Source organism: Paraburkholderia terricola, from assembly GCF_003330825.1.
GTDB classification, from domain to species: domain Bacteria; phylum Pseudomonadota; class Gammaproteobacteria; order Burkholderiales; family Burkholderiaceae; genus Paraburkholderia; species Paraburkholderia terricola.
The window spans coordinates 95,091-115,547 of sequence record NZ_CP024941.1; the positions used below are offsets into that span (position 1 = coordinate 95,091).

19 protein-coding genes are annotated in these 20,457 nt (G+C 64.0%); 5 read left to right on the plus strand and 14 right to left on the minus strand.

The window, feature by feature from the left end:
* Window positions 1-298: 298 nt before the first annotated feature.
* The 3 genes from slmA to argB all read right to left on the minus strand — a co-directional run bounded on the left by slmA (window position 299) and on the right by argB (window position 2,849).
* Window positions 299-976: a nucleoid occlusion factor SlmA gene (gene slmA / locus CUJ90_RS00420; RefSeq protein ID WP_114161692.1), complete on the minus strand. Its 678-nt coding sequence runs from the start codon at window positions 974-976 to the stop codon at window positions 299-301.
* A complete protein-coding gene (locus tag CUJ90_RS00425; protein WP_073430332.1) occupies window positions 943-1,743 on the minus strand; it encodes a pyrimidine 5'-nucleotidase in 801 nt (266 codons plus the stop codon). The genes slmA and CUJ90_RS00425 overlap by 34 nt, the downstream gene beginning before the upstream one ends.
* Before the next feature lie 206 nt (window positions 1,744-1,949).
* Window positions 1,950-2,849, minus strand: a complete 900-nt coding sequence (gene argB, locus CUJ90_RS00430) for an acetylglutamate kinase (RefSeq protein WP_073430331.1) — start codon at window positions 2,847-2,849, stop codon at window positions 1,950-1,952.
* A gap of 265 nt (window positions 2,850-3,114) precedes the next feature.
* On the opposite strand from argB, the gene CUJ90_RS00435 reads away from it, so the two are divergent.
* Window positions 3,115-3,339 (plus strand): cysteine-rich CWC family protein, encoded by a 225-nt coding sequence (locus CUJ90_RS00435; RefSeq protein ID WP_083084972.1) that lies wholly within the window; start codon window positions 3,115-3,117, stop codon window positions 3,337-3,339.
* A gap of 40 nt (window positions 3,340-3,379) precedes the next feature.
* Here CUJ90_RS00435 and CUJ90_RS00440 read toward each other — a convergent pair whose 3' ends face one another.
* Window positions 3,380-5,017, minus strand: coding sequence for a tetratricopeptide repeat protein (locus CUJ90_RS00440; RefSeq protein ID WP_114161693.1), 1,638 nt, complete (start codon window positions 5,015-5,017; stop codon window positions 3,380-3,382).
* A 131-nt stretch (window positions 5,018-5,148) separates the two neighbouring features.
* On the opposite strand from CUJ90_RS00440, the gene CUJ90_RS00445 reads away from it, so the two are divergent.
* The gene (locus CUJ90_RS00445; protein ID WP_083084969.1) at window positions 5,149-6,459 is read left to right on the plus strand and encodes an ATP-binding protein; all 1,311 of its coding nucleotides are present in this window, start codon (window positions 5,149-5,151) and stop codon (window positions 6,457-6,459) included.
* The gene (locus CUJ90_RS00450) at window positions 6,456-6,998 is read left to right on the plus strand and encodes a response regulator transcription factor (RefSeq protein ID WP_073430327.1); all 543 of its coding nucleotides are present in this window, start codon (window positions 6,456-6,458) and stop codon (window positions 6,996-6,998) included. Before CUJ90_RS00445 ends, CUJ90_RS00450 begins: the two co-directional genes overlap by 4 nt.
* Window positions 6,999-7,134: 136 nt before the next feature.
* Here the strand turns inward: CUJ90_RS00450 and hslU are convergent, their stop codons facing one another.
* The 9 genes from hslU to CUJ90_RS00495 all read right to left on the minus strand — a co-directional run bounded on the left by hslU (window position 7,135) and on the right by CUJ90_RS00495 (window position 16,769).
* Window positions 7,135-8,481: an ATP-dependent protease ATPase subunit HslU gene (gene hslU / locus CUJ90_RS00455; protein ID WP_083084967.1), complete on the minus strand. Its 1,347-nt coding sequence runs from the start codon at window positions 8,479-8,481 to the stop codon at window positions 7,135-7,137.
* Window positions 8,482-8,491: 10 nt separating this feature from the next.
* Entirely contained in the window at window positions 8,492-9,028 is a 537-nt protein-coding gene (gene hslV, locus CUJ90_RS00460; protein WP_083084965.1) for an ATP-dependent protease subunit HslV, read from the minus strand.
* Window positions 9,029-9,420: 392 nt separating this feature from the next.
* Entirely contained in the window at window positions 9,421-9,840 is a 420-nt protein-coding gene (gene dksA, locus CUJ90_RS00465) for an RNA polymerase-binding protein DksA (RefSeq protein WP_006050516.1), read from the minus strand.
* A gap of 662 nt (window positions 9,841-10,502) precedes the next feature.
* Window positions 10,503-11,597 carry a CobW family GTP-binding protein gene (locus CUJ90_RS00470; protein WP_083085066.1) on the minus strand — a complete coding sequence of 365 codons (1,095 nt, stop codon included), beginning with the start codon at window positions 11,595-11,597 and terminating at the stop codon, window positions 10,503-10,505.
* A 199-nt stretch (window positions 11,598-11,796) separates the two neighbouring features.
* Window positions 11,797-12,999, minus strand: a complete 1,203-nt coding sequence (locus tag CUJ90_RS00475; RefSeq protein WP_114161694.1) for a class I SAM-dependent rRNA methyltransferase — start codon at window positions 12,997-12,999, stop codon at window positions 11,797-11,799.
* Between the two features lie 90 nt (window positions 13,000-13,089).
* Window positions 13,090-14,013, minus strand: coding sequence for a tyrosine recombinase XerC (gene xerC / locus CUJ90_RS00480; RefSeq protein WP_114161695.1), 924 nt, complete (start codon window positions 14,011-14,013; stop codon window positions 13,090-13,092).
* A 26-nt stretch (window positions 14,014-14,039) separates the two neighbouring features.
* On the minus strand, window positions 14,040-14,759 hold the full coding sequence (locus CUJ90_RS00485) for a DUF484 family protein (RefSeq protein WP_114161696.1): 720 nt from the start codon (window positions 14,757-14,759) through the stop codon (window positions 14,040-14,042).
* Between the two features lie 117 nt (window positions 14,760-14,876).
* On the minus strand, window positions 14,877-15,740 hold the full coding sequence (dapF, locus tag CUJ90_RS00490) for a diaminopimelate epimerase (RefSeq protein ID WP_114161697.1): 864 nt from the start codon (window positions 15,738-15,740) through the stop codon (window positions 14,877-14,879).
* A 144-nt stretch (window positions 15,741-15,884) separates the two neighbouring features.
* Complete coding sequence (locus CUJ90_RS00495) at window positions 15,885-16,769, minus strand: lipid A biosynthesis lauroyl acyltransferase (protein WP_114161698.1); 885 nt, start codon at window positions 16,767-16,769, stop codon at window positions 15,885-15,887.
* A gap of 296 nt (window positions 16,770-17,065) precedes the next feature.
* On the opposite strand from CUJ90_RS00495, the gene metK reads away from it, so the two are divergent.
* Window positions 17,066-18,256: a methionine adenosyltransferase gene (metK, locus tag CUJ90_RS00500; RefSeq protein WP_114161699.1), complete on the plus strand. Its 1,191-nt coding sequence runs from the start codon at window positions 17,066-17,068 to the stop codon at window positions 18,254-18,256.
* Window positions 18,257-18,766: 510 nt separating this feature from the next.
* Here metK and CUJ90_RS00505 read toward each other — a convergent pair.
* Window positions 18,767-19,138, minus strand: coding sequence for a hypothetical protein (locus tag CUJ90_RS00505; RefSeq protein WP_073430388.1), 372 nt, complete (start codon window positions 19,136-19,138; stop codon window positions 18,767-18,769).
* Window positions 19,139-19,599: 461 nt separating this feature from the next.
* On the opposite strand from CUJ90_RS00505, the gene CUJ90_RS00510 reads away from it, so the two are divergent.
* Window positions 19,600-20,361, plus strand: coding sequence for a phytanoyl-CoA dioxygenase family protein (locus CUJ90_RS00510; RefSeq protein ID WP_083084955.1), 762 nt, complete (start codon window positions 19,600-19,602; stop codon window positions 20,359-20,361).
* Window positions 20,362-20,457: the final 96 nt, after the last annotated feature.

Sequence of the window (20,457 nt, forward strand, 5' to 3'; positions counted from 1 at the left end):
TCATTCCGCCATTTGACAAAGACAGGGCGGCTAGATGGCGTCGGCGAAGCACGGAGAGGAACGACTGTGTGCGCGGCTGACGACCTCTTTAGCCGCATTTATAGTGAACCGCGGGATCTTCCCGGCAGTTCGCGCGCCCGCAATCGAGTCAGCAAATCGGCGCGTGATGGATGTTCAGGAGCGCGGCCCCGGATGCTTCGTGGTGCCGCAGTCAGGCGCAAAGTATAGCGGAAAATCCCATGCGGCAGCGTCGCGGGCACGGTCCTGGCGCGACATCATCCGAGATGCGCGGCGTGGACTATTGGAGAATCAGCAGGAGCTGCGCGTCGGCATGTTCGGCGGGCATGCGCGCGAAACCGCTGCGCACATAGCGATGCCAGCGGCCGATGATATAGCTCAGCAAAAGGCTCGCGCGGACGGCGGGGTCGTAGCCGGCGGGCAGCGGGACGGCAACGTTTTCGCCCGTGATTGCTCCTGCTTCCATGTGTGCCACCCGCAGACATTGTTTCAACGACGCCTCGACGCGCTCCAGCATCTGATTCACACGCTCGGTCAGCCGTTCGTGCTCGCCGACCAGCGCCTCGCACGTCAACACGCGCGTCATGCCGGGATTCTTCGCGGGGAAGTTGAGCAGCATCAGCGCGATCGCGCGAGCTTGCAGCACGCCGTTGCTTTCCTTGTCGGCGATCTGGTTGATGAGCCCGAAGATGGTTTGCTCGATGAACTCGATCAGCCCTTCGAACATTTGCGCCTTGCTGGCGAAATGGCGGTAGAGCGCCGCTTCCGACACGCCGAGCCGGGCGGCGAGCGCCGCCGTGGTGATCTTTTCGCTCTTCGGCGCCTCCAGCATGGCGGCGAGCGTCTGCAGGATGTGGACGCGGCGCTCGCCCGGCTTCAGGCGCTGCGCGCGCCCGGCGACGGGCGCTGTGCGCTCGTGTTCGGCTAAGGCTTCGTCGGGCTTGTCGATCGGCTGCATGGCTGTCGTCCCTGCTGTCCCTTCAATCGAACCGAGCGGGTGCCCAGTCGAAGCGATTTTAACGAACGAATGGTCCGATCGACATAGTGCGGCCGGCCGGTGCCCGGCAGGCGCGTCGGCACGCCGTCCGCATGCGGCTTGCGCGGCAGATGGCCGGTGATCCACACGGTGCGGATGCCGAGGCGCCGATAGTGCTTTAAATGCGAGCGCGTGTCTTCAACGAGGATCACGTCCTTGAGCGACACATGCGCGTCGCGCATCGCCTTGCGCAACATCGCGTGGTCGGGTTTGGCGCGCCAGTTGCGGCGATCGCGCATGTGCTCGATGGCAATCACCTGTTCGAACAGACGCTCGATGCGCAGCTTGGCGAGCACCGCGCGCGCATAGCTTTCGGGCGCGTTGGTCAGCACGATCTTGCGGCCCGGCAGCGCCGCGACGAGGCGCGCGACACCGCGTTCGTGGCGAATCATCGAACCGAGGTCGGGAAACGTATGCACGACCTTCAGGAAGTCGTTCGGATCGAGCGGATGATGGCGCGCGAGACCGAGCAGCGTCGCGCCGTAGCGCTGCGTGTAACCGGTGCGCAAGCGGTTGGCTTCGTCCATTTCGACTTGCAGCGCGTCGATGATGTACTGCGTCATCGCCTGATTGATCGCCGGAAAGATCGCGTGCGAAGCGCGGTGCAGCGTGTTGTCGAGATCGAACAGCCAGACCGGGCGGCCGCCAGCGATGTGCGGGCGGCGGCGTCGGGAAGTGGGAGTGCGCATGATGAAAGGCGCCGTTCAGGCGCGAGCGGTCGCATTACGCGGCAAACGCGGACGGTTCGCGGCGCGGACGGCGATTGAGGAAGGGTGAGTGTGTCGGCGTGAGACGCTGGCGTGCAGCGGGATAACGGCCAACGAAGCAGTGAAACGACGCGGCACACATGGCGCGTCTTGCGAGCGCGCCGTGCGTGCCGGGTTTGAGGCAGGAATCAATGCGAGCGGATCATCGTGCCGAACGGCTGTTCGGTGAGGATTTCCAGCAGCACCGAGTGCTCGATCCGGCCGTCGATGATGTGCACCGAACGCACGCCGCTCTTGGCCGCGTCCAGCGCCGACGAGATTTTCGGCAGCATGCCGCCGGAGATCGTGCCGTCGGCGAACAGGGCGTCGATTTCGCGCGCTGAAAGATCGGTGAGCAGATTGCCTTCCTTGTCCATCACGCCCGGAATGTTGGTCATGATGACCAGCTTTTCCGCGTTCAGCACCACGGCCAGCTTGCCGGCGACCAGGTCCGCGTTGATGTTGTACGACAGGCCGTCTTCACCGAAGCCGATCGGCGAGATGACCGGAATGAACGCGTCGTCTTGCAGCGCCTTCACGACGGCCGGATTGATTGCCTCGACTTCGCCTACCTGGCCGATGTCGACGTATTGGCCGGGGTTGTCGCGATCCGGCATTTGCATCTTGCGCGCGTGGATCAGGCCGCCGTCCTTGCCGGTGAGGCCGACCGCATGACCGCCGAAATGATTGATGAGCGTGACGATGTCCTGCTGCACCTCGCCGCCGAGCACCCATTCGACGACTTCCATCGTCTCTTCGTCGGTGACGCGCATGCCCTGGATGAACGTGCCCTGTTTGCCGATCTTCTTCAGCGCCTGATCGATTTGCGGACCGCCGCCGTGCACGATGACCGGGTTGATGCCGACCAGCTTCAGCAGGATCACGTCGCGCGCGAAGCCTTGCTTCAGGCGCTCTTCGGTCATGGCGTTGCCGCCGTATTTGATGACCACGGTCTTACCGTGATATTGGCGAATGTAGGGCAGCGCCTCGGCCAGGATTTCAGCCTTCAGGGTGGGCGCAATCTGCGAAAGGTCGGGAAGCTCGGACATGGCGGCAGGCTCGGGCACGGGACGGTTAAAACAGGGCGAATTGTACAGGACTGGCGCGTTGCAACAGGGTTTTCGACAGCGACGGCGACGCCTGAGCGCGCCGGTTTTGTACACCGCGCAGAGGCGGCCCGCCACCTGTAGCCGACGATCGAGCGTACCGCTGTTGAGACGCGCCCCGCAATTGGCCGAATGGACGACTGACGGAGCTTCGCCAGTCGTGGCATCATTTCCTGACCAAGGCTGAAGCGAGACCACCTGGCACGTCATGAAACCGTCCGCCTCCCGCTCCGAAGGCAGCGCGCGCTGCCCGCGCTGCGGTAACGCTTTTGATTGCGGCATGCATGCCCAGCCGTCCGAGTGCTGGTGCCGCGAGATGCCGGTGCTGCCGGCAGACAGACTCGATCCGGCCGGCCGTTGCCTGTGTCCCGAATGTCTTGCCGCGGAAATTGCACGAGCGGCTCGGGAGCGACCGAACGCCGGTTCGTCCTGAAGCAGGCGCAAGCGGCGCGGCTTCGACGAAACGCGGCGCTCTATGCCACGCGATGCCGCGCCGCGAGTGCGCTCAGGTCACGGGCGACGTTTTCCAGCACCGGCTCCCATTGCCCGAACCGTGGCTGCCGGTACAGCGTCGCGCTCGGATACCACGGGCTGTCGCGCCGATCGAGCAACCAGACCCAATGCGGGTTGACGTCGAGCAGCACCCAGGTGCGCTGGCCGAGCGCGCCGCTCAAATGCGCGGCCGACGTGCACACCGTGATCACGAGGTCGAGCGCGCTGACGAATGCGGCGGTATCGTCGAAGGTTCTGAATTCGGCGGTGTAGTCCGTCATGGGCAGGCCGGCTGCTCGCGCCGCCGCAACGTCAGCGTTCGCGCCCGGTTGCAACGAATAGAAGGACACGTTCCGCATGCCGCTGAAATGGGCCGCATAACGTTCCCAACCGACGCGCCGGAACGGATTGCGCTGATGGCCGTGGCTGCCGGTCCACGTGAGTCCAACCTTGAGCCTCGTTTCTCCGGCGAGCCGTTCTTGCCACGACGCGCGGGCTGCCGCGTCCGCGTGCAAATACGGCGTGGCGCGCGGAATCGTGTCTTCGCGCGTGTCGAAAATCAGCGGCAGGCTGAGTAGCGGTATTTCGTAATCGAACGGCGGGAGCGAATCGACACCGCCGCCGGCCGAATAGGCGTCGACATGGTGACCGAGGCTGCGCGCGAGCAGCGCGCCCATCTGCGGAAACGAATTCCAGACGAGACGGCCGCCGTCGCGATGAACACGCTCGGCCAGCATCGGCATGTAGCGGCAGAACTGCAAGAGATCGCCCATGCCCTGTTCGCCCCACACCAGCAGCGTTTTGCCGCCGAGCGGTTCGCCTTGCCAGGTGGGCGCCGGCATGACGGGGCGGTTGCCGCTCAGTTCCTGGGCGCCGTCCCAGCGCGCTTCGTGCGAGAGCCAACCGGCCGCGTAATCGCCTCGCACGAGTTGCAGCATCGCGAGATTGGAGCGCATCTTCGCGTCGTCGGGCGCCAGCGCGCAAGCCGCTTCTCCCGCTTGCGCCGCCTCGTCCCAGCGTTGTGCCTCACGCAGCGCCAGCGCATAGTTGTTGTGCGCCAGCGGGCTGCCCGGCGAGCATTGCACGGCTCTCGCGCCGGCTTCGATCGCGAGCGGCACGTTCATGCTCATGCGGTATACGTTCGCGAGATTGGTCCAGCCGTCCGCATCGTCGGGATCGTCGCGGACGGTGCTCTCGAGCAGCGCCAGTTGCTCGCTCAGGTCGCCGCCGGTAAGCATCAATGCGGCGGCGAGATTGCCGCGCAGGCGCGGAAGCTGCGGATCGATTGCGAGCGCCCGGCGATAGGGCGCGATTGCGTCGGCGTGCCGATTTGTCATCTGCAGTGTGTAGCCGAGGCGGAAGTGCGGAATGGCGCTTTGGGGATCGAGTTGGGCAATAATGGCGGCGAGTTGGATCGCGTCGGCGTGCCGGTTGCGCTCACGGAGCGCGGCGGCGAGCGAATCGAGCGAGGCGTCGTCGAGCGGATGGATTTCTGCCGCGGCGTTGAGCCATCGAGCCTCCTCTTCGGCCGCGCCGTTTTTCCTGGCCGCGGCGGCGCGCAGCAGGAAGGTCAGGAACGCTGAGAGGGCGTGCGTCTCGCTATCAGAGGTGGGCTGCATGAGTGGATTGTGCGGTGGAAGAACCGATGATGACCGATCGGTCCGTGCGAGGCGTTCGCAAAAAATGTCATCTTACCCGCGCGAGGTGGCTGCATAAGTCGTACCGGTCCGAACAGGTGAGCTAAAGAGTCATGCATCGTATAACCAACACCGGCCGGGTCAATCTCGGTCATCTGTTCTGGCTGCGCAGCCTCGCCATCATCGGGCAACTGGTGACGATCGCGGTCGTGCAGATGTTCGTCGGCGTGCACTTGCCGTTGCCCGCGATGCTGCTTGTGATTGCCCTCGAAGTGATCTTCAACGCACTCACATGGTGGCGCGTCTCGCAGCAGCGGCCCGAGTCCAATATGGAGCTGTTCGGCCAGATCTGGGTCGATCTCGGCGCATTATCCGCGCTGCTGTTTCTCTCCGGCGGCACCACCAATCCATTCGTTTCGCTGTATCTGCCGTCGCTCGCGATTGCCGCCGCCGTATTGCCGTGGCATCTGATGGCGTGGCTCGCGGCGTTCGCCGTGGCCTGCTACGCGGTACTCGGTTTCGACTCCGTGCCGCTGAATCTCGACAACCCCGCGAATCTGTTCGACTACTATCGGGCCGGCATGTGGGTGAACTTCATGGTCAGCGTCGGGCTGATCGCGTGGTTCGTCGCGCGTATGTCGCGGGCTCTGCGGCTACGTGACGCAGCGCTCGGAGAAGCGCAGCAGCGCTTGCTTCACGATGAACGCGCGGTCGCGCTCGGCGTGCAGGCCGCCACCGTCGCGCACGAAATCGGCACGCCGCTGTCCACCATTGCGATGCTGTCCGAGGAATTGCGCGACGCGGCGCGCACCGACAAAGGACTCGCGCCGTACAGCGCCGATCTGGAATTGCTCGAACAGCAGATGACACTGTGCACGTCGGCGCTTGCCCGATTGCGTAGCCGCGCATCGACAACCACCAACCGTCAACTGATCGGCGAGTGGCTGGAGTCGTTCGGCGAGCAGTGGCGCTTGCGGCATCCGCATGTGAAGTTCGAACGGCTCGGCGTGCCGCCCGCGGACGTCAGCCTTGACGATACGGTTGCCGTGAGTCAGATTCTCACGATTCTGCTCGACAACGCCGCGCGCGCGAGTCGCGATCACGTGACGTTGTCCTGCGCGCTTGCGGCTCGCGGCGACCAGATCGTATTCGAAGTATGCGACGCGGGCCCCGGCATTCCGGCGCCGCTGCGCGGGTCGCTCGGCACCATGCCGGTCGACAGCACGCAGGGCGGACACGGCGTGGGCCTCTATCTGGCGTTTTCGGCGGCCGCGCGTCTCGGCGGATCGATCGAACTGACCGATGTCAGTCCGATCAAGCCGCGCGGCACGCGCGCAGTCCTGCGACTGCCGCTCGCGGGGCGCAAATTAGCAGGCGCGGGCCGCCAGGGCGCCGCGCCATCCAACACGGAGAAACAGGCATGAGTGACAAGAATTTTCTGGTGATCGACGACGATGAGGTGTTCTCCGGCATCCTCGCCCGCGGTCTCACCCGGCGTGGTTATACGGTGAGCGAGGCGCATAACGCCGAGGAGGCGATCAAGCTGGCGAATCAGCAGAAGTTCAGCCAGATCACGGTGGACCTGCACCTCGGCAACGACTCCGGCCTCACGCTCGTCGCGCCCTTGCGCGACTTGCAGCCCGACGCGCGCATGCTGGTGCTGACCGGCTATGCCAGTATCGCGACGGCGGTGCAGGCGGTGAAAGACGGCGCCGACAACTACCTCGCCAAGCCGGCCAACGTCGAGACGATCCTGTCGGCGCTGCAAAGCGAGGCGAGCGCGCTGCAAGCCGAGGAGGCGATCGAGCATCCGACGCCGTTGTCGGTCGCGCGTCTTGAGTGGGAGCATATTCAGCGCGTGCTCGCCGAGCATGGCGGCAACATTTCGGCTACCGCGCGTGCGTTGAACATGCATCGCCGGACGCTGCAGCGCAAGCTGGCGAAGCGGCCGGTCAAGCAGTAAGCGCGAGCCGATTCCTCCGCTTGCGTCGCGGCGGAAAACAAAACGGGCTGCCTTGGCAAAGGCAGCCCGGTTTTTATCGTGACGCTTGATCTGCTTCAGGCAATGCGCGCAGCTCGTATTGGCATCAGCAGCGGCATCACAGCACGTAACGCGACAGATCTTCGTCTTCGGCCACTTCGTTCAACGCGCGATCCACATAGGCGGCGTCGATCTGCACCGTCTTGCCCGAATGATTGCCGGCCGCGAACGAGACTTCCTCGAGCAGCTTTTCGATCACCGTGTACAGCCGGCGCGCGCCGATGTTCTCGGTCTTCTCGTTCACCGAGTACGCGATTTCGGCGAGACGGCGAATGCCGTCGTCGGCGAATTCGAGGTGCACGTCTTCAGTGGCGAGCAGCGCCTGGTATTGCTTGACGAGGCTCGCATCCGTGGACACCAGGATCGATTCGAAATCCTTCACCGACAACGAATCCAGTTCGACGCGAATCGGAAAACGGCCTTGCAGTTCGGGAATCAGATCGCTCGGCTTGGCCAGATGGAACGCGCCGCTCGCGATGAACAGGATGTGATCGGTCTTCACCATGCCGTACTTGGTGTTGATCGTCGTGCCCTCGACGAGCGGCAGCAGATCGCGCTGCACGCCCTGACGCGACACCTCGCCGCCGCCGGCTTCATTGCGCGACGCGATCTTGTCGATTTCGTCGAGGAACACGATGCCGTTCTGCTCGACGTTCTGCACCGCCCGGGTTTTCACTTCCTCGTCGTTGAGCATCTTGCCGGCTTCTTCGTCGGTGAGGACTTTGAGCGCTTCCTTCACCTTCATCTTGCGGCGCGTTTTCTTGCCGCCGCCGATGTTCGCGAACATCGAGCGGATCTGCTCGGTCATGTCTTCCATGCCCGGCGGCCCCATGATGTCCATGCCGACTTGCGGCTGTTCGACGTCGAGTTCGATTTCCTTGTCGTCGAGCAGGCCTTCGCGCAGACGCTTGCGGAACGTCTGACGCGTGGTGCCGCCTTCGTCGGCGGTGTCCACGGCGCTCGAACTCGCGCCGAAACCGACCGGGCGCGCGCTCGGCAGCAGAATATCGAGGATGCGGTCCTCGGCCTGATCCTCTGCCTTGGTGCGCACCTTGCGCATTTCGGTTTCGCGCGTTTGCTTGACCGAAATTTCCATCAGATCGCGCACGATGCTGTCGACGTCGCGGCCCACGTAGCCAACCTCGGTGAACTTGGTGGCCTCGATCTTGATGAACGGCGCGTCGGCCAGTTTCGCCAGGCGCCGAGCGATTTCGGTCTTGCCGACGCCGGTCGGGCCGATCATCAGGATGTTCTTCGGCGTGATTTCCTGGCGCAGCGGTTCTTCCACCTGCTGACGCCGCCAGCGGTTGCGCAGCGCCACGGCCACCGCTTTTTTCGCGCGGCCTTGGCCGATGATGTGTTTGTCGAGTTCCGAGACGATCTCGGCAGGGGTCATGGTGCTCATCGTGGGGTCCTTACTCGATCGTCTCGATAACGCGGTTGTGGTTCGTGTAGATGCACATGTCGCCGGCGATCTCCAGTGACTTCTCCACGATTTCGCGGGGCGACAACGCCGTGTTGTCGGTGAGCGCTTTCGCCGCGGCCTGCGCGTAGGCGCCGCCCGAACCGATCGCGCAGATGCCGCCTTCCGGATCGAGCACGTCGCCGTTACCGGTGATGACGAGAGTGGTGGTCGCGTCCGCCGCGATCAGCATGGCTTCGAGACGGCGCAGCATGCGGTCGGTACGCCAGTCCTTGGCGAGTTCGACGGCGGCGCGCGTGAGATTGCCCTGGTGTTTTTCGAGCTTCGCTTCGAAGCGGTCGAGCAGCGAGAAGGCGTCGGCCGTGCCGCCGGCGAAGCCGACCAGCACCTTGCCGTTATAGATGCGCCGGACCTTCTTCGCCCCGCCCTTCATGACGATGTTGCCCAGCGTGACCTGGCCGTCGCCGCCGAGCGCGACCTGGTCGCCGCGGCGCACGGAGACGATCGTCGTGCCGTGAAATTGCTCCATATGCGTTCCTCTTTGCAAAACGGGTAGGACGCGGCAGCGCAGCCACCGCATGAATCCGGCAAGCGGACGGCGCGCGACGCTGAAACCGGACCGGCCGGTGCGCGCGCTCGTACAACGCATGTTCGATTTATTTTAGGGCGTACGCGGTCATATCAAGAGCCGGCAAATGGCATAAGACAAAAAACCGTGTTTCGGCGGAAGTGCGCGTGCGGAGTAGGCAAACTTCGCGGGCAGGGCGAGCGAGGCGCTAAAGCGCCGGCAGCAGGCGTGGAGCGGGATGGTCGGCGCGAACCGACGGGTGTCGCGCAAAAGAAAAAAGGCGCACGGACCACCGTGCGCCTCTCGACGAAGCAGCGTAACAGGGCGCGGAGCCGAAGCCGCGCCGCAGGCGTTCAGTCGCCGAACAGCTTCTGGCGCAGTTCGCGGCGTTCCTGCGCTTCGAGCGACAGGGTGGCCGTGGGGCGGGCGAGCAGACGCGGGATGCCGATCGGCTCACCGGTTTCCTCGCACCAGCCGTAATCGCCGGAATCGATGCGCGCGAGCGATTGCTGCACCTTCTTCAGCAGCTTGCGCTCGCGGTCGCGCGTGCGCAGTTCGAGCGCATGCTCTTCCTCGATCGTTGCACGGTCGGCCGGGTCCGGCACGATTACGGTTTCGCGCAGGTTCTCGGTTGTTTGGCCGGCATTGCGGAGAATTTCCGCCTGCAGCTGTTCGAGCTTGTTCTTGAAGAAAGCGAGCTGATCCTCGTTCATGTAATCCTTGTCGCTCATCTTCAGGATTTCGGCTTCGGTCAAGAGTCGTTTCGTCGTCATCTGGCTTACTTCTTCAATGTGAGGCAAAACTCTTACATAGTGCCCGCACTTTCGTATTGCCCGCAAAGGCGCTTGTGGACGCTGAACGCGGGGCTCGCACCGACGCTGAACTGTCGTGACGCCCAAGCGCCTCCGCGCCCACACACCGGGCGTCGCTACGCCAATGCGGGGCCGAACTCCTCTGGAAACCGGTTCTCAAATGCTCCTGAGGCATTGCTTGCCGCCAGCACGCCTTTCAGGCTGTGCCTGCCGGCATCATCGGCGCGTTTCCGGATAAGGTTTTCCGGCGCCGCTTCAGGCCCGGCACGGTGAACGCGCTGACCGGGCAATTCGTTGTCATTCTCCAGTGGGCACGTATTGTAACTGAACCACAATCCGGCACGGCAACCGGTGAAAATCCCCCTGCGCTGCCGCGATATCCCGAAAATATAACGCGCGCAGCACCAAAAAGCGATGCTCGTGCACGTTTAATACAGCAGGGTTTTCACGCGTTTTTCATACATACGACTTTTCGCCCGCCTTTCGGCGCCGTTCAGCCGGATTCGGCAGAGGATTGGCCTCGATTTTCCCATTGCGCATAGATGCGATTCGAGCGCCGCGCATGGCGGGCGCCGCCTGCTGGCCGGCCCGCGGCGATGTCGCTCATGCGCATGGGCATGCGCTTACGCGAGGCAAGCGTCCAACCCGTCCGTGATGAGGTCTTGCGGCAGTTCGATGCCGATGAACACCATCTTGTTGGTCTTCTTCTCGACCGGTTGCCACTTCGCGGCCAGATCGCTGCCCATCATTTGATGCACGCCCTGGAACACGACCTTGCGGTCGACGCCCTTCATATACAGCACGCCCTTGTAGCGCAGCAGGCGCTCGCCGTAGATTTGCAGAATCCCGCCGAGGAAGTCCTCGAGCTTGTTCGGATCGAACGGACGGTCGTTGCGGTACACGAACGACTTGATTTTGTCGTCGTGATGCGCGTGGTGGTGGTTCGTGTGAGCGTGGCCTTCGTGATCGCAATGGCCGTGGTCGTGATCGCAGTTTTCGTGATCGTGGTCCGCGTGCGTATGGCCATGCTCGTCGTGCGCGTGAGCGTGGCTGTGCGCATGGTCGTCTTCGACGAGGAAGTCCGGATCGATCTCGAGCTTCGAATTCAGGTTGAAGCCGCGCAGGTCGAAGATTTCCTTGATGTCGGCGTCGCCGAAATTGACGACCTTGATCGCCGCCTTCGGGTTCATGTGCAGCAGGCGGTGGCGCAGATCGGCCACGTGCTGTTCGTCGACCAGGTCGGCCTTGGTGATGAACAGGCGATCGGCGAAACCGACCTGGCGCTGCACCACTTCATGCTCGTCCAGTTGTTGGTTCGCGTGCTTCGCGTCGACCAGCGTGATGATCGCGTCGAGCAGGAATTCGTTGGCGATCTGGTCGTCCATGAAGAAGGTCTGCGCGACCGGGCCCGGATTGGCGAGCCCGGTGGTCTCGATCACGACGCGGTCGAAATCCAGCTTGCCGGACTGTTTCTGCGCCGCCAGATCGCCGAGCACGCGCGAAAGATCGCCGCGGATCGTGCAGCAGATGCAGCCGTTGCTCATCTGAATGATCTGTTCGCCCGTGTCCTGCACGAGGATTTCATTGTCGATGTTCTCTTCGCCGAACTCGTTTTCGATCACGGCGATCTTCATGCCGTGCTTTTCGTTCAGGATGCGCTTGAGCAGGGTGGTTTTGCCGCTGCCGAGAAAGCCGGTCAGGATGGTGACTGGAATCATGTTGGTCGCCTGTATGTACGTGAAACGGTCCGTAATGGAAAGCATCGCGGGCGCGGCGGCCTGGCGGCGCGCGGCCCTGTCTAGCCGGTTATTGAAACATATCTGTCAAGCCGGCGCTGGCCGGCGGGGTTCGAGCCGGCACGGCGCGCACGCCATGTGCGCGGCATGGCGCGGCAAATAGACCTGAAACTATGGGCGATCACGCGATTTGCAACAATAGGCCTTTCAGGTATTCGCCTTCCGGGAAAGCGGTGAGCAGCGGATGATCCACCCCGGCGCCGAGGCGCTTGAGAATCCGCGCATCCACGCGCGCGTCGGCCGCCGCGCTCGCGACGATCTTCTGGAACAACTCGGAGTCGATTGCGCCGGAGCACGAGTAGGTGAAGAGCAGCCCGCCCGGGCGCAACAGCTTCAGGCCAGTCAGATTGATGTCCTTGTAGGCGCGCGACGCGCGGTCCACATGTTCACGCGACGGCGCAAATTTCGGCGGATCGAGCACGATCAGGTCGAAGCGCTCGCCCTCGTCGTACAGGCGCCGCAGTGTCTTGAAGGCGTCGGCGTCGAGCCACGCGGCGCGTTCGGCATCGAAGCCGTTGGCCGCCACGTTCTGCTGCGCGAGCGCCAAGGCCTCGCCCGACGAATCGATCGACACCACGCGTTTGGCGCCGCCTTTCAGGGCCGCCAGCGAGAAACCGCCCGTGTAACAGAAGCAGTTCAGGACGTCGCGATCCTGAGCGAGTTGCTGGACCAGCAGGCGGTTGTCACGCTGATCGACGTAGAAGCCGGTCTTGTGGCCGTTGCGCACGCCGACGTGATAACGCACACCGTTTTCGCTGGCGATCAACGTCTCCGACGGCGCTTCGCCCGCGAGCACGCCGGTGATCTGTTCGAGTCCTTCCTTCTGGCGAATCGACACGTCCGAGCGCTCGTACACGTTCGGGCAGCCAGTCGCTTCGACCAGCGCCGCCACGATCGCTTCCTTCCACGCTTCGACGCCCGCCGCCATGAACTGGCAGACCAACTGGCTGCGCTGTCCTTCATCCTCGGCGACGTAGTGATCGACGATCAGGCCGGGCAGTCCGTCCGCCTCGCCGAAAATCAGCCTCACGGCGCCGGTGTCATGCACCATCGTTTGACGATGCGCGAGCGCGCGCTGCACGCGGCGCTTGAAGAACGCGTGATCGATCGGCTCGGTTTCGTCGAAGCTCCACACGCGAGCGCGGATTTGCGAATGCGGGCTGTACGCGGCGCGCGCGAGAAAGCGGCCGTCGTGCGCGCGCACCAGCACGGTGGCGCCGGGAGCGGGATTGCCGTCGACCCGGTCGATCGCGTTGGCGTAGACCCACGGGTGGCGGCGCAGCAGCGATTTTTCTTTCGACGGTTTGAGCGTAACGGTATTCATCAGGGTGTCAGCAGGGCAATGGGCCGTGGGGTAGAAGCATGCGGCCGGTGAAGCAAGGCGGAAACTGCAAACTGCAAAAAGAAGGCGGAGTCAGTCGCGTTTTTTGGCGCGCGGGTGCGCCTGATCGTAGACCTGCGCGAGATGCTGGAAATCGAGCGCGGTGTAGACCTGGGTGGCGGTGATGCTGGCGTGGCCGAGCAGTTCCTGCACCGCGCGCAGGTCGCCGCTCGATTGCAGCACGTGCGTGGCGAACGAATGGCGCAACACGTGCGGATGCACGTTGGCGGGAATCCCGGCGACCAGCGCCGCGCGCTTCACGCGGTCCCGCACCACGTTCGGCGACAGACGATTGCCGCGCGCCGACAGAAACAGCGGATGCGGATCGTGCTTGACCATCTGCTCGCGCACCGCGAGCCACGCGTTCAAGGCCTCGATCGCCTTGCTGCCGACCGGCACGACGCGGCGCCGGTTGCCCTTGCCGAGCACTTCGACTTCGGCGGACTCCAGCTTGAGCCAGCCGGCGGAGCGGTAGCCGCCGGCATCGGCGAAACGGGCGTCGAGGCCGACGAGTTCCGACAGACGCAGGCCCGACGAGTAGAACAGTTCGAGCATGGCGTGATCGCGCAAACCTTCGAGCGACGCGGCGGGCGGGCTTTCCATCAGGCGCGTGGCGTCGTCGACGGAAAGCGCCTTGGGCAGCGCCTTGGGCTGTTTCGGCGCGCGCACGGTGGCGACCGGGTTGGCCGGCAGATCGACGCGGCCGGCGAACCAGCGGTAAAACGCGCGCCACGCCGAGAGCCGATGGCTGATCGAGCGCGCCGTCAGTCCGCCCGCGTGCGCACGCGACACGGCGCCGCGAATGTCGACGGCGGTGAGGCTGGCGAGCGGCCGCCCCTTGGCCAGCAGCCGGAGTTCCTCGAGTTCGTGGATGTAGCTGCGCAGCGTATGCGCCGACAGCCGGCGCTCGTGTTCGAGATTCGACAGATAGGCGGCGATCGGGTCGGCTTCGGTCACGATGTTTTTATAGCGGCGCGATGTGCTCAGCGCGGCAGCAGACGGCTCAGCGCCGCGCTCGCCAGCGCGCCGATCTGCGTGAGGAAATCGGTGGCCATCCCCTCGTGGAATCTGCGCGGGTCGGCCGAACCCATCACCAGCAGGCCGAAGGCGGGCGCTTCTTCCTTGCCTTCCGGGTCGCGCAACGCGAGCAATGCGATCGATTCAGTGGCGTGCGCGGATTCGGCGGTGCTGCCCGCCGCCGACGCTTCCTCGCTCACGACCGCCGCCGGCAACAGCCATTGCGCCGCCTCGAAGCCGGTGTTCGCGCCGCAATACGGCGTGGCGAGGCTGTTCGCGAAGAGCCGCACTTCCTCGCCGACATGGCGCGCGAAGTCGGCTTGCGCATAAGGCTCGGCCACGTCCCACACGCGCAGCGCGGCTTGCGGCACGTCGAAAATATCGCGCAAGCCGGTGGCAATCGTGCGCGGCAGCGCATACGGATCGCGCTCGGAGATTACGCGGATGGTCCAGCGATTGAATTTCGACGCGATACTGTCGTTCTCGTGACCATAACGCAGCAGTTCGGCGAGGCGCCGTTCCAGATGCTTGTTCTTGTCGCGCAGCATTTCCATCTGCCGCTCCTGCAGCGACACCGCGGCTTTGCCGTGCGGGTTCGCAAGCCGGATCGTCGCGAGCATCTCCGCGTGTTCGGCGAAGAATTCGGGGTTGGCGAGCAGGTATTCGGCGACTTCGCGATCGTTCATGGTTTCAGCTAGAGGACTACGGGCCGACGCGGTGAGGGGCGCATCGGTCAATGGGTTTAATCGGCCGCTCGACCGGCAGGTTCATCGGAGAACCCGGTCGGGCAATTCAGTCGCAACTCAATCGGCCAACTCGATCTCGCCTTCGAAGACGGTCACCGCCGGGCCGGCCATCAGGAGCGGCTGGCCGTCCTGCGTACCGTCCCACGAGATCGTCAACTTGCCGCCATGCGTGTGCACGAGCACCGGCGCGTCCAGCAGTCCGCGGCGGATGCCCGCGGCGACCGCCGCGCACGCGCCCGTGCCGCACGCCAGCGTTTCACCGGCGCCGCGTTCGTAAACACGCAGCCTGATTTCGCCGCGGCCGACGATCTGCATGAAGCCCGCGTTCACCCGCTGCGGGAAGCGGGCATGCCGCTCGATCACCGGGCCTTCGATCAGCACCGGGAATCCCTCGACGTCGTCCACTACTTGCACGGCGTGCGGATTGCCCATCGATACGACGGAGATCCAGCGGGTCGCGCCGTTCACGTCGAGTGGCCAGAGCGTATCGGCGCCTTCGCGGCGGCCTCCGAGACCCTTGGTCGCGAACGGCACGCGCTCGGGGTCGAACACCGGCGTGCCCATGTCGACCAGCACTTCGCCGTTTTCCTGCATGGTCAGCGTGATGATGCCGTTTTGCACTTGCACGCGCACGCTGCGCTGATCGGTCAGGCCGCTGTCGCGAACGAACTTGACGAAGCAGCGCGCGCCGTTGCCGCAATGCTCGACCTCGCCGCCGTCGCAATTGAAGATGCGATATCTGAAATCGACACCGTTCACGGTGGGCTTTTCGACCAGCAGCAACTGATCGGCGCCGACGCCGAAGTGCCGGTCCGCGAGCGCGCGCACCTGCGCCGGCGTGAGATTGACCGGTTGGCGGTAGCCGTCGAGCACGACGAAGTCGTTGCCCGCGCCGTGCATTTTGGTGAATTTCAGTTTCATCTCGCTATTGTAAGTGACGCGCCCGCGGCTGAGCCGAACGCCGCATTTTTTCCACCGGCTCACCCGCGGCGGTTGTCTGTGCGCTCGGGCACGTTTTTCGAAGACCGCTTTGAAAACCTTGGCGCAAGCCGCGTCGAAAACCGCTCAATACACGCTCGGCTGGCCCGGCGGGCGCGTCTTGAAGCGCTTGTGCACCCAGTAATACTGCTCGGGAATCAGCGGAATCTGCGTTTCGAGGAAGGCGTTCATGCGTCGCGCATCCGCGTCGTCGTCGTCGCTCGGGTAGTGTTCCCACGGCTCGAACACCCGCAGCCGGTAACCCTTGTAGTTCGGCAGCACCTCGCCGATGAACGGCACCACTTGCGCATGCCCGACCTTCGCGAGACGGCCCACCGCGGTCAGCGTGCAGGTCGGCACGCCGAAGAACGGCACGAAGGTGGAATTGCGCGCGCCATAGTCCATGTCCGCGCCGAGCATGACCGGCTTGCGTTCGCGCAGCCAGCGCAACACGACGCGCGCGCTGTCGGCGCGGCTCGCCATATCCGCGCCGAAGCGCGCGCGCGCCGCCTTGGCGACTTGCTCCAGTTCGGGGTTCGACATTGGCTGATACAGCGAGCCGCAGTGGCGCTTGAGCGAGTAGTTGAGGAAGATCGAGCCCGCCTCGATACCGACGAAGTGAAAGCCGAGAAACAGCGTGGGCGGCAGGTTCGGGTCGGTGAGATCGATCGCGCTGTCGAGTTCGATCAGCTTTTCGAGCTTCTTCGCCGAGCCGAACCACTGCACGCTGCGCTCGACATAGCTGCGGATCGCATGACGGAAATGCTGTTGCGCGATCTCTTCACGGCGCGCGTCGCTCCATTCGGGGAAGCACAGCTTCAGATTGATATGGACGATGCGCTTGCGGTTGCTCGGAACCTGGTAGAGCAGCCAGCCGAGCCCGTCGCCCAGGCGGGCGATGAAACCATAGGGCAGCAGCGCGAACAGTTTCAACAACCCGATCGCGAGCCTCGCGCCATAGCGGCTCAGCATGCGACCTCCAGGGAAGACGTGGATGAGGCGTTCTGCGTGACGGGTTCAAGGAAAGCGGAAGAATTGACGTAATACCGCACTCGTGGACACTCTGTGACAATCAAGGGAAGTCGCTATAATAAGGGCTTCGCCGAGTTAATAGACAACTTGCGGGGCGAAGCCGGCGGGTGCGATCCACGTGAAATGACGTGATATGCGCCCATCGGTAAGGTAATCCGCTAAAGCGTCGCCGCTTCAAGGCTCCCGAAGCTGGCTACGTGAAACTCAACCGTAACCACACAACAGGAGTCTGCAACGTGGCAAACGACTATCTCTTCACCTCCGAATCGGTCTCCGAGGGCCATCCCGACAAAGTCGCGGACCAGATTTCGGACGCCATTCTCGACGCCATCCTGTCGCAGGACAAATACTCGCGTGTTGCAGCGGAAACGCTGTGCAACACGGGTCTCGTCGTGCTGGCCGGTGAAATCACCACCACCGCGAACGTCGATTACATCCAGGTCGCGCGCAACACGATCAAGCGCATCGGCTACGACAACACCGACTACGGCATCGACTATCGCGGCTGCGCGGTGCTCGTCGCGTACGACAAGCAGTCGCCGGACATCGCCCAGGGCGTGGACCGCGCGCACGACAACAACCTCGATCAAGGCGCCGGCGACCAGGGCCTGATGTTCGGTTACGCCTGCAAGGAAACGCCCGAACTGATGCCGTTGCCGATTCACCTGTCGCATCGTCTGGTGGAGCGTCAGGCGAATCTGCGTCGCGACGGCCGCCTGCCCTGGCTGCGTCCGGACGCGAAGTCGCAAGTCACCGTGCGTTATGTCGACGGCAAGCCGCATTCGATCGACACCGTCGTGCTGTCCACGCAGCATTCGCCGGACATCGATCTGGCCGTGCTGCGCGAAGCGGTGATCGAGGAAGTCATCAAGCCCACGTTGCCGGCCGATCTCATCAAGGGCGACATCAAGTTCCTGGTGAACCCGACCGGCCGGTTCGTGATCGGCGGTCCGCAGGGCGATTGCGGTTTGACGGGCCGCAAGATCATCGTCGATACCTATGGCGGCGCGGCGCCGCATGGCGGCGGCGCGTTCTCGGGCAAGGATCCGTCCAAGGTCGACCGTTCGGCTGCTTACGCCGGCCGTTATGTCGCGAAGAACATCGTGGCCGCCGGCCTCGCTTCGCGCTGCCTCATCCAGGTGTCGTACGCGATCGGCGTTGCCCAGCCGACTTCGGTGATGGTGAATACCTTCGGCACGGGCCGCGTGTCGGATTCCACGATCACGAAGCTCGTGCAGGAGCATTTCGATCTGCGCCCGAAGGGCATCATCCAGATGCTGGATCTGCTGCGCCCGATCTACGAGAAGAGCGCGGCCTACGGCCACTTCGGCCGCGAAGAGCCGGAATTCACATGGGAAGCCACGGACAAGGCGCTGGCGCTCGCCGAAGCGGCCGGCACGGAACCGGTTGTGGCGTTGGCGGAATAAGCCGGCAAGTCGTTCGCCGTTTGCTTTTGTAAAAAACCCCGTCGGCGTGAGCCGACGGGGTTTTTTCTATCTGTGCGATCCGCACGGACGCGGCGCGCCTACGGTCGACGCCACAGCGGCGGCGGGCACGCGCTGTCGCAAATGGACGCGCACGGCGTCACGCGAGGCCAAGGATTGCGACGTTCGGCGCGCTCAATGATCCGCGAGGCGCCGGCCTACAGCGGCGGGCTCCAGCGCGCCGAACTCAACGCGCCGAACCCGACGCGCCAAGCTCAACGCGCCGAACTCAACGCGCCGAACCCGACGCGCCGAACCCGACGCGCCGAACTCAACGCGCCGAACTCAACGCGCCGAACTCAACGCGCCGAACTCAACGCGCCGAACTCAACGCGCCGAACTCAACGCGCCGAACTCAACGCGCCGAACTCAACGCGCCGAACTCAACGCGCCGAACTCAACGCGCCGAACTCAACGCGCCGAACTCAGCGCACCAAACCCAACGCACCAAACTCAACGGCTCGCGAATGCAAACGCAAACCAGCCGGTGCTGCCGCTCGTCGACATGCGGCGCGGCCGGCGGCTCGTGCTCTGCGGCACGGCGACCGGCGCCGCACGGCGGGTAGCGGCGAGGCGCAGCGGCGTCGGTTTGCGCAGCAGCGTGCGGAGCGAAAAACGGCGCGAACCGCCTTGCAGACGCAGTGCCGAAAAGAAGGTATGGAACCAGGTGCGAATGCCGTCGACCGCTTTGGCCTCGCGCCATTGTTCGCCCAATGCGCGAGTGCGCGTGGCGTGGTGACGCAGCGCACGCACGACGTGGCGGCGCGCCGGACGCGCCGCTTTCAACGCGGCGCGAGTAAGACGGGTGCTCAGAAGAGTATGCATGGCTTCAGAAGTGGGCAACGTGTCGCGCGACGGAATGTGTGCCAACCGCAGCACCAAATGTGCCAATGGCGTGGTCGCGAGGGACGGCGTGAAAGCCCGGAATTCGATTTGAAAGGGCACGAGGGACGGCGGAATCGGCGTGGACGGCCTGTGCGCGCCGTGAAAGTGCGGGAATGGCGATCAACATGCGTGCAGGCTACACGCGATTCGTGACGTCAGAAAGTCCGTTTTTACCCTGCGAGCCAGGGTTTTCACGGGGCGCCCGATTGCCGCGCGCGCCCCTCAGCCGTGCCCTCCATGATCGACGATCGTGCGTGTTTGCCCATCGAGCGTGCTAGACGGTTCGTCGTTGGGAACCGGGGTAATGCGTATCTCATGACCTTTCGCAAGGCGAACAGCACGCAGCCTGATCGCGCCCGTTTTACAATCGAGCATCAGCTAGTCGACAGTCGCGGAGCACCATGTCACTTCACTCGAAGAAAGAGCAGATTCACACGTTGCGGGAGCAGGGCTTTGTCGTCGTGCCCGGACTGGTGTCGCCGGAGCGTTGCAGTGAACTCAAGCAGATTGCCCAGCGGCAGTTAGAGGAAGCCGCGGCGCCGATCGAGTTCGAGGCGGATCTGCAGTACCCGGGCGCGCCGACGTCGAGGCATGCGGCAGGCGGTCATACGGTCCGGCGGCTGCTGGATGCGTATGGGCGTCATCCGAGCTTCGCGCAATGGGCCACCGCGCCGGAAATTCGCGGCTGGATGGAGCTGTATTTCGGCGAGGAACCCCGCCTGTCGCGGGCGCATCACAACTGCATGATGACCAAACATCCCGAGTACGGCAGTTTGACCGGCTGGCATCGCGACGTGCGTTATTGGTCGTTCGAACGGGACGACCTGGTGTCGGTGTGGCTCGCTATCGGTTCGGAGACGGTGGACAACGGCGCACTGTGGCTGGTGCCGAAGTCGCACAGTGCGGCGTTCACGTCCGACCGGTTCGACGAAGCCAAGTTTTTCCGTTCCGATCTGGAAGAGAATCAGGCATGGATTCGCAACGCGGTCTCGCCTGAACTCAAGGCCGGGGACGTGGTGTTCTTTCATTGCAACACACTGCATTCGGCCGGCAAGAATCTCAGCGATCAGGTGAAGTTTTCTCTCGTGTACACCTATCACGGCGCGAGCAACGTGCCGTTGCCCGGTACGCGCTCGGCCGCGAAGCCCGAGATCGCTTTTTAAGTTTCTGACCGAAGCGGCGGCGCTCGTTCGCGTGCGTCCAAAGCGCGCGGGATGCAACGCGCCGCCCGCGCGGCAAGCCGCTTACCGCTTGCGCCT

Bases quoted from the DNA above. Each gene is read 5' to 3' on its own strand.
- slmA (WP_114161692.1), bottom strand. From the start codon at position 976: ATGCAGCCGATCGACAAGCCCGACGAAGCCTTAGCCGAACACGAGCGC.
- CUJ90_RS00425 (WP_073430332.1), bottom strand. From the start codon at position 1,743: ATGCGCACTCCCACTTCCCGACGCCGCCGCCCGCACATCGCTGGCGGC.
- argB (WP_073430331.1), bottom strand. From the start codon at position 2,849: ATGTCCGAGCTTCCCGACCTTTCGCAGATTGCGCCCACCCTGAAGGCT.
- CUJ90_RS00435 (WP_083084972.1), top strand. From the start codon at position 3,115: ATGAAACCGTCCGCCTCCCGCTCCGAAGGCAGCGCGCGCTGCCCGCGC.
- CUJ90_RS00440 (WP_114161693.1), bottom strand. From the start codon at position 5,017: ATGCAGCCCACCTCTGATAGCGAGACGCACGCCCTCTCAGCGTTCCTG.
- CUJ90_RS00445 (WP_083084969.1), top strand. From the start codon at position 5,149: ATGCATCGTATAACCAACACCGGCCGGGTCAATCTCGGTCATCTGTTC.
- CUJ90_RS00450 (WP_073430327.1), top strand. From the start codon at position 6,456: ATGAGTGACAAGAATTTTCTGGTGATCGACGACGATGAGGTGTTCTCC.
- hslU (WP_083084967.1), bottom strand. From the start codon at position 8,481: ATGAGCACCATGACCCCTGCCGAGATCGTCTCGGAACTCGACAAACAC.
- hslV (WP_083084965.1), bottom strand. From the start codon at position 9,028: ATGGAGCAATTTCACGGCACGACGATCGTCTCCGTGCGCCGCGGCGAC.
- dksA (WP_006050516.1), bottom strand. From the start codon at position 9,840: ATGACGACGAAACGACTCTTGACCGAAGCCGAAATCCTGAAGATGAGC.
- CUJ90_RS00470 (WP_083085066.1), bottom strand. From the start codon at position 11,597: ATGATTCCAGTCACCATCCTGACCGGCTTTCTCGGCAGCGGCAAAACC.
- CUJ90_RS00475 (WP_114161694.1), bottom strand. From the start codon at position 12,999: ATGAATACCGTTACGCTCAAACCGTCGAAAGAAAAATCGCTGCTGCGC.
- CUJ90_RS00485 (WP_114161696.1), bottom strand. From the start codon at position 14,759: ATGAACGATCGCGAAGTCGCCGAATACCTGCTCGCCAACCCCGAATTC.
- dapF (WP_114161697.1), bottom strand. From the start codon at position 15,740: ATGAAACTGAAATTCACCAAAATGCACGGCGCGGGCAACGACTTCGTC.
- CUJ90_RS00495 (WP_114161698.1), bottom strand. From the start codon at position 16,769: ATGCTGAGCCGCTATGGCGCGAGGCTCGCGATCGGGTTGTTGAAACTG.
- CUJ90_RS00505 (WP_073430388.1), bottom strand. From the start codon at position 19,138: ATGCATACTCTTCTGAGCACCCGTCTTACTCGCGCCGCGTTGAAAGCG.
- CUJ90_RS00510 (WP_083084955.1), top strand. From the start codon at position 19,600: ATGTCACTTCACTCGAAGAAAGAGCAGATTCACACGTTGCGGGAGCAG.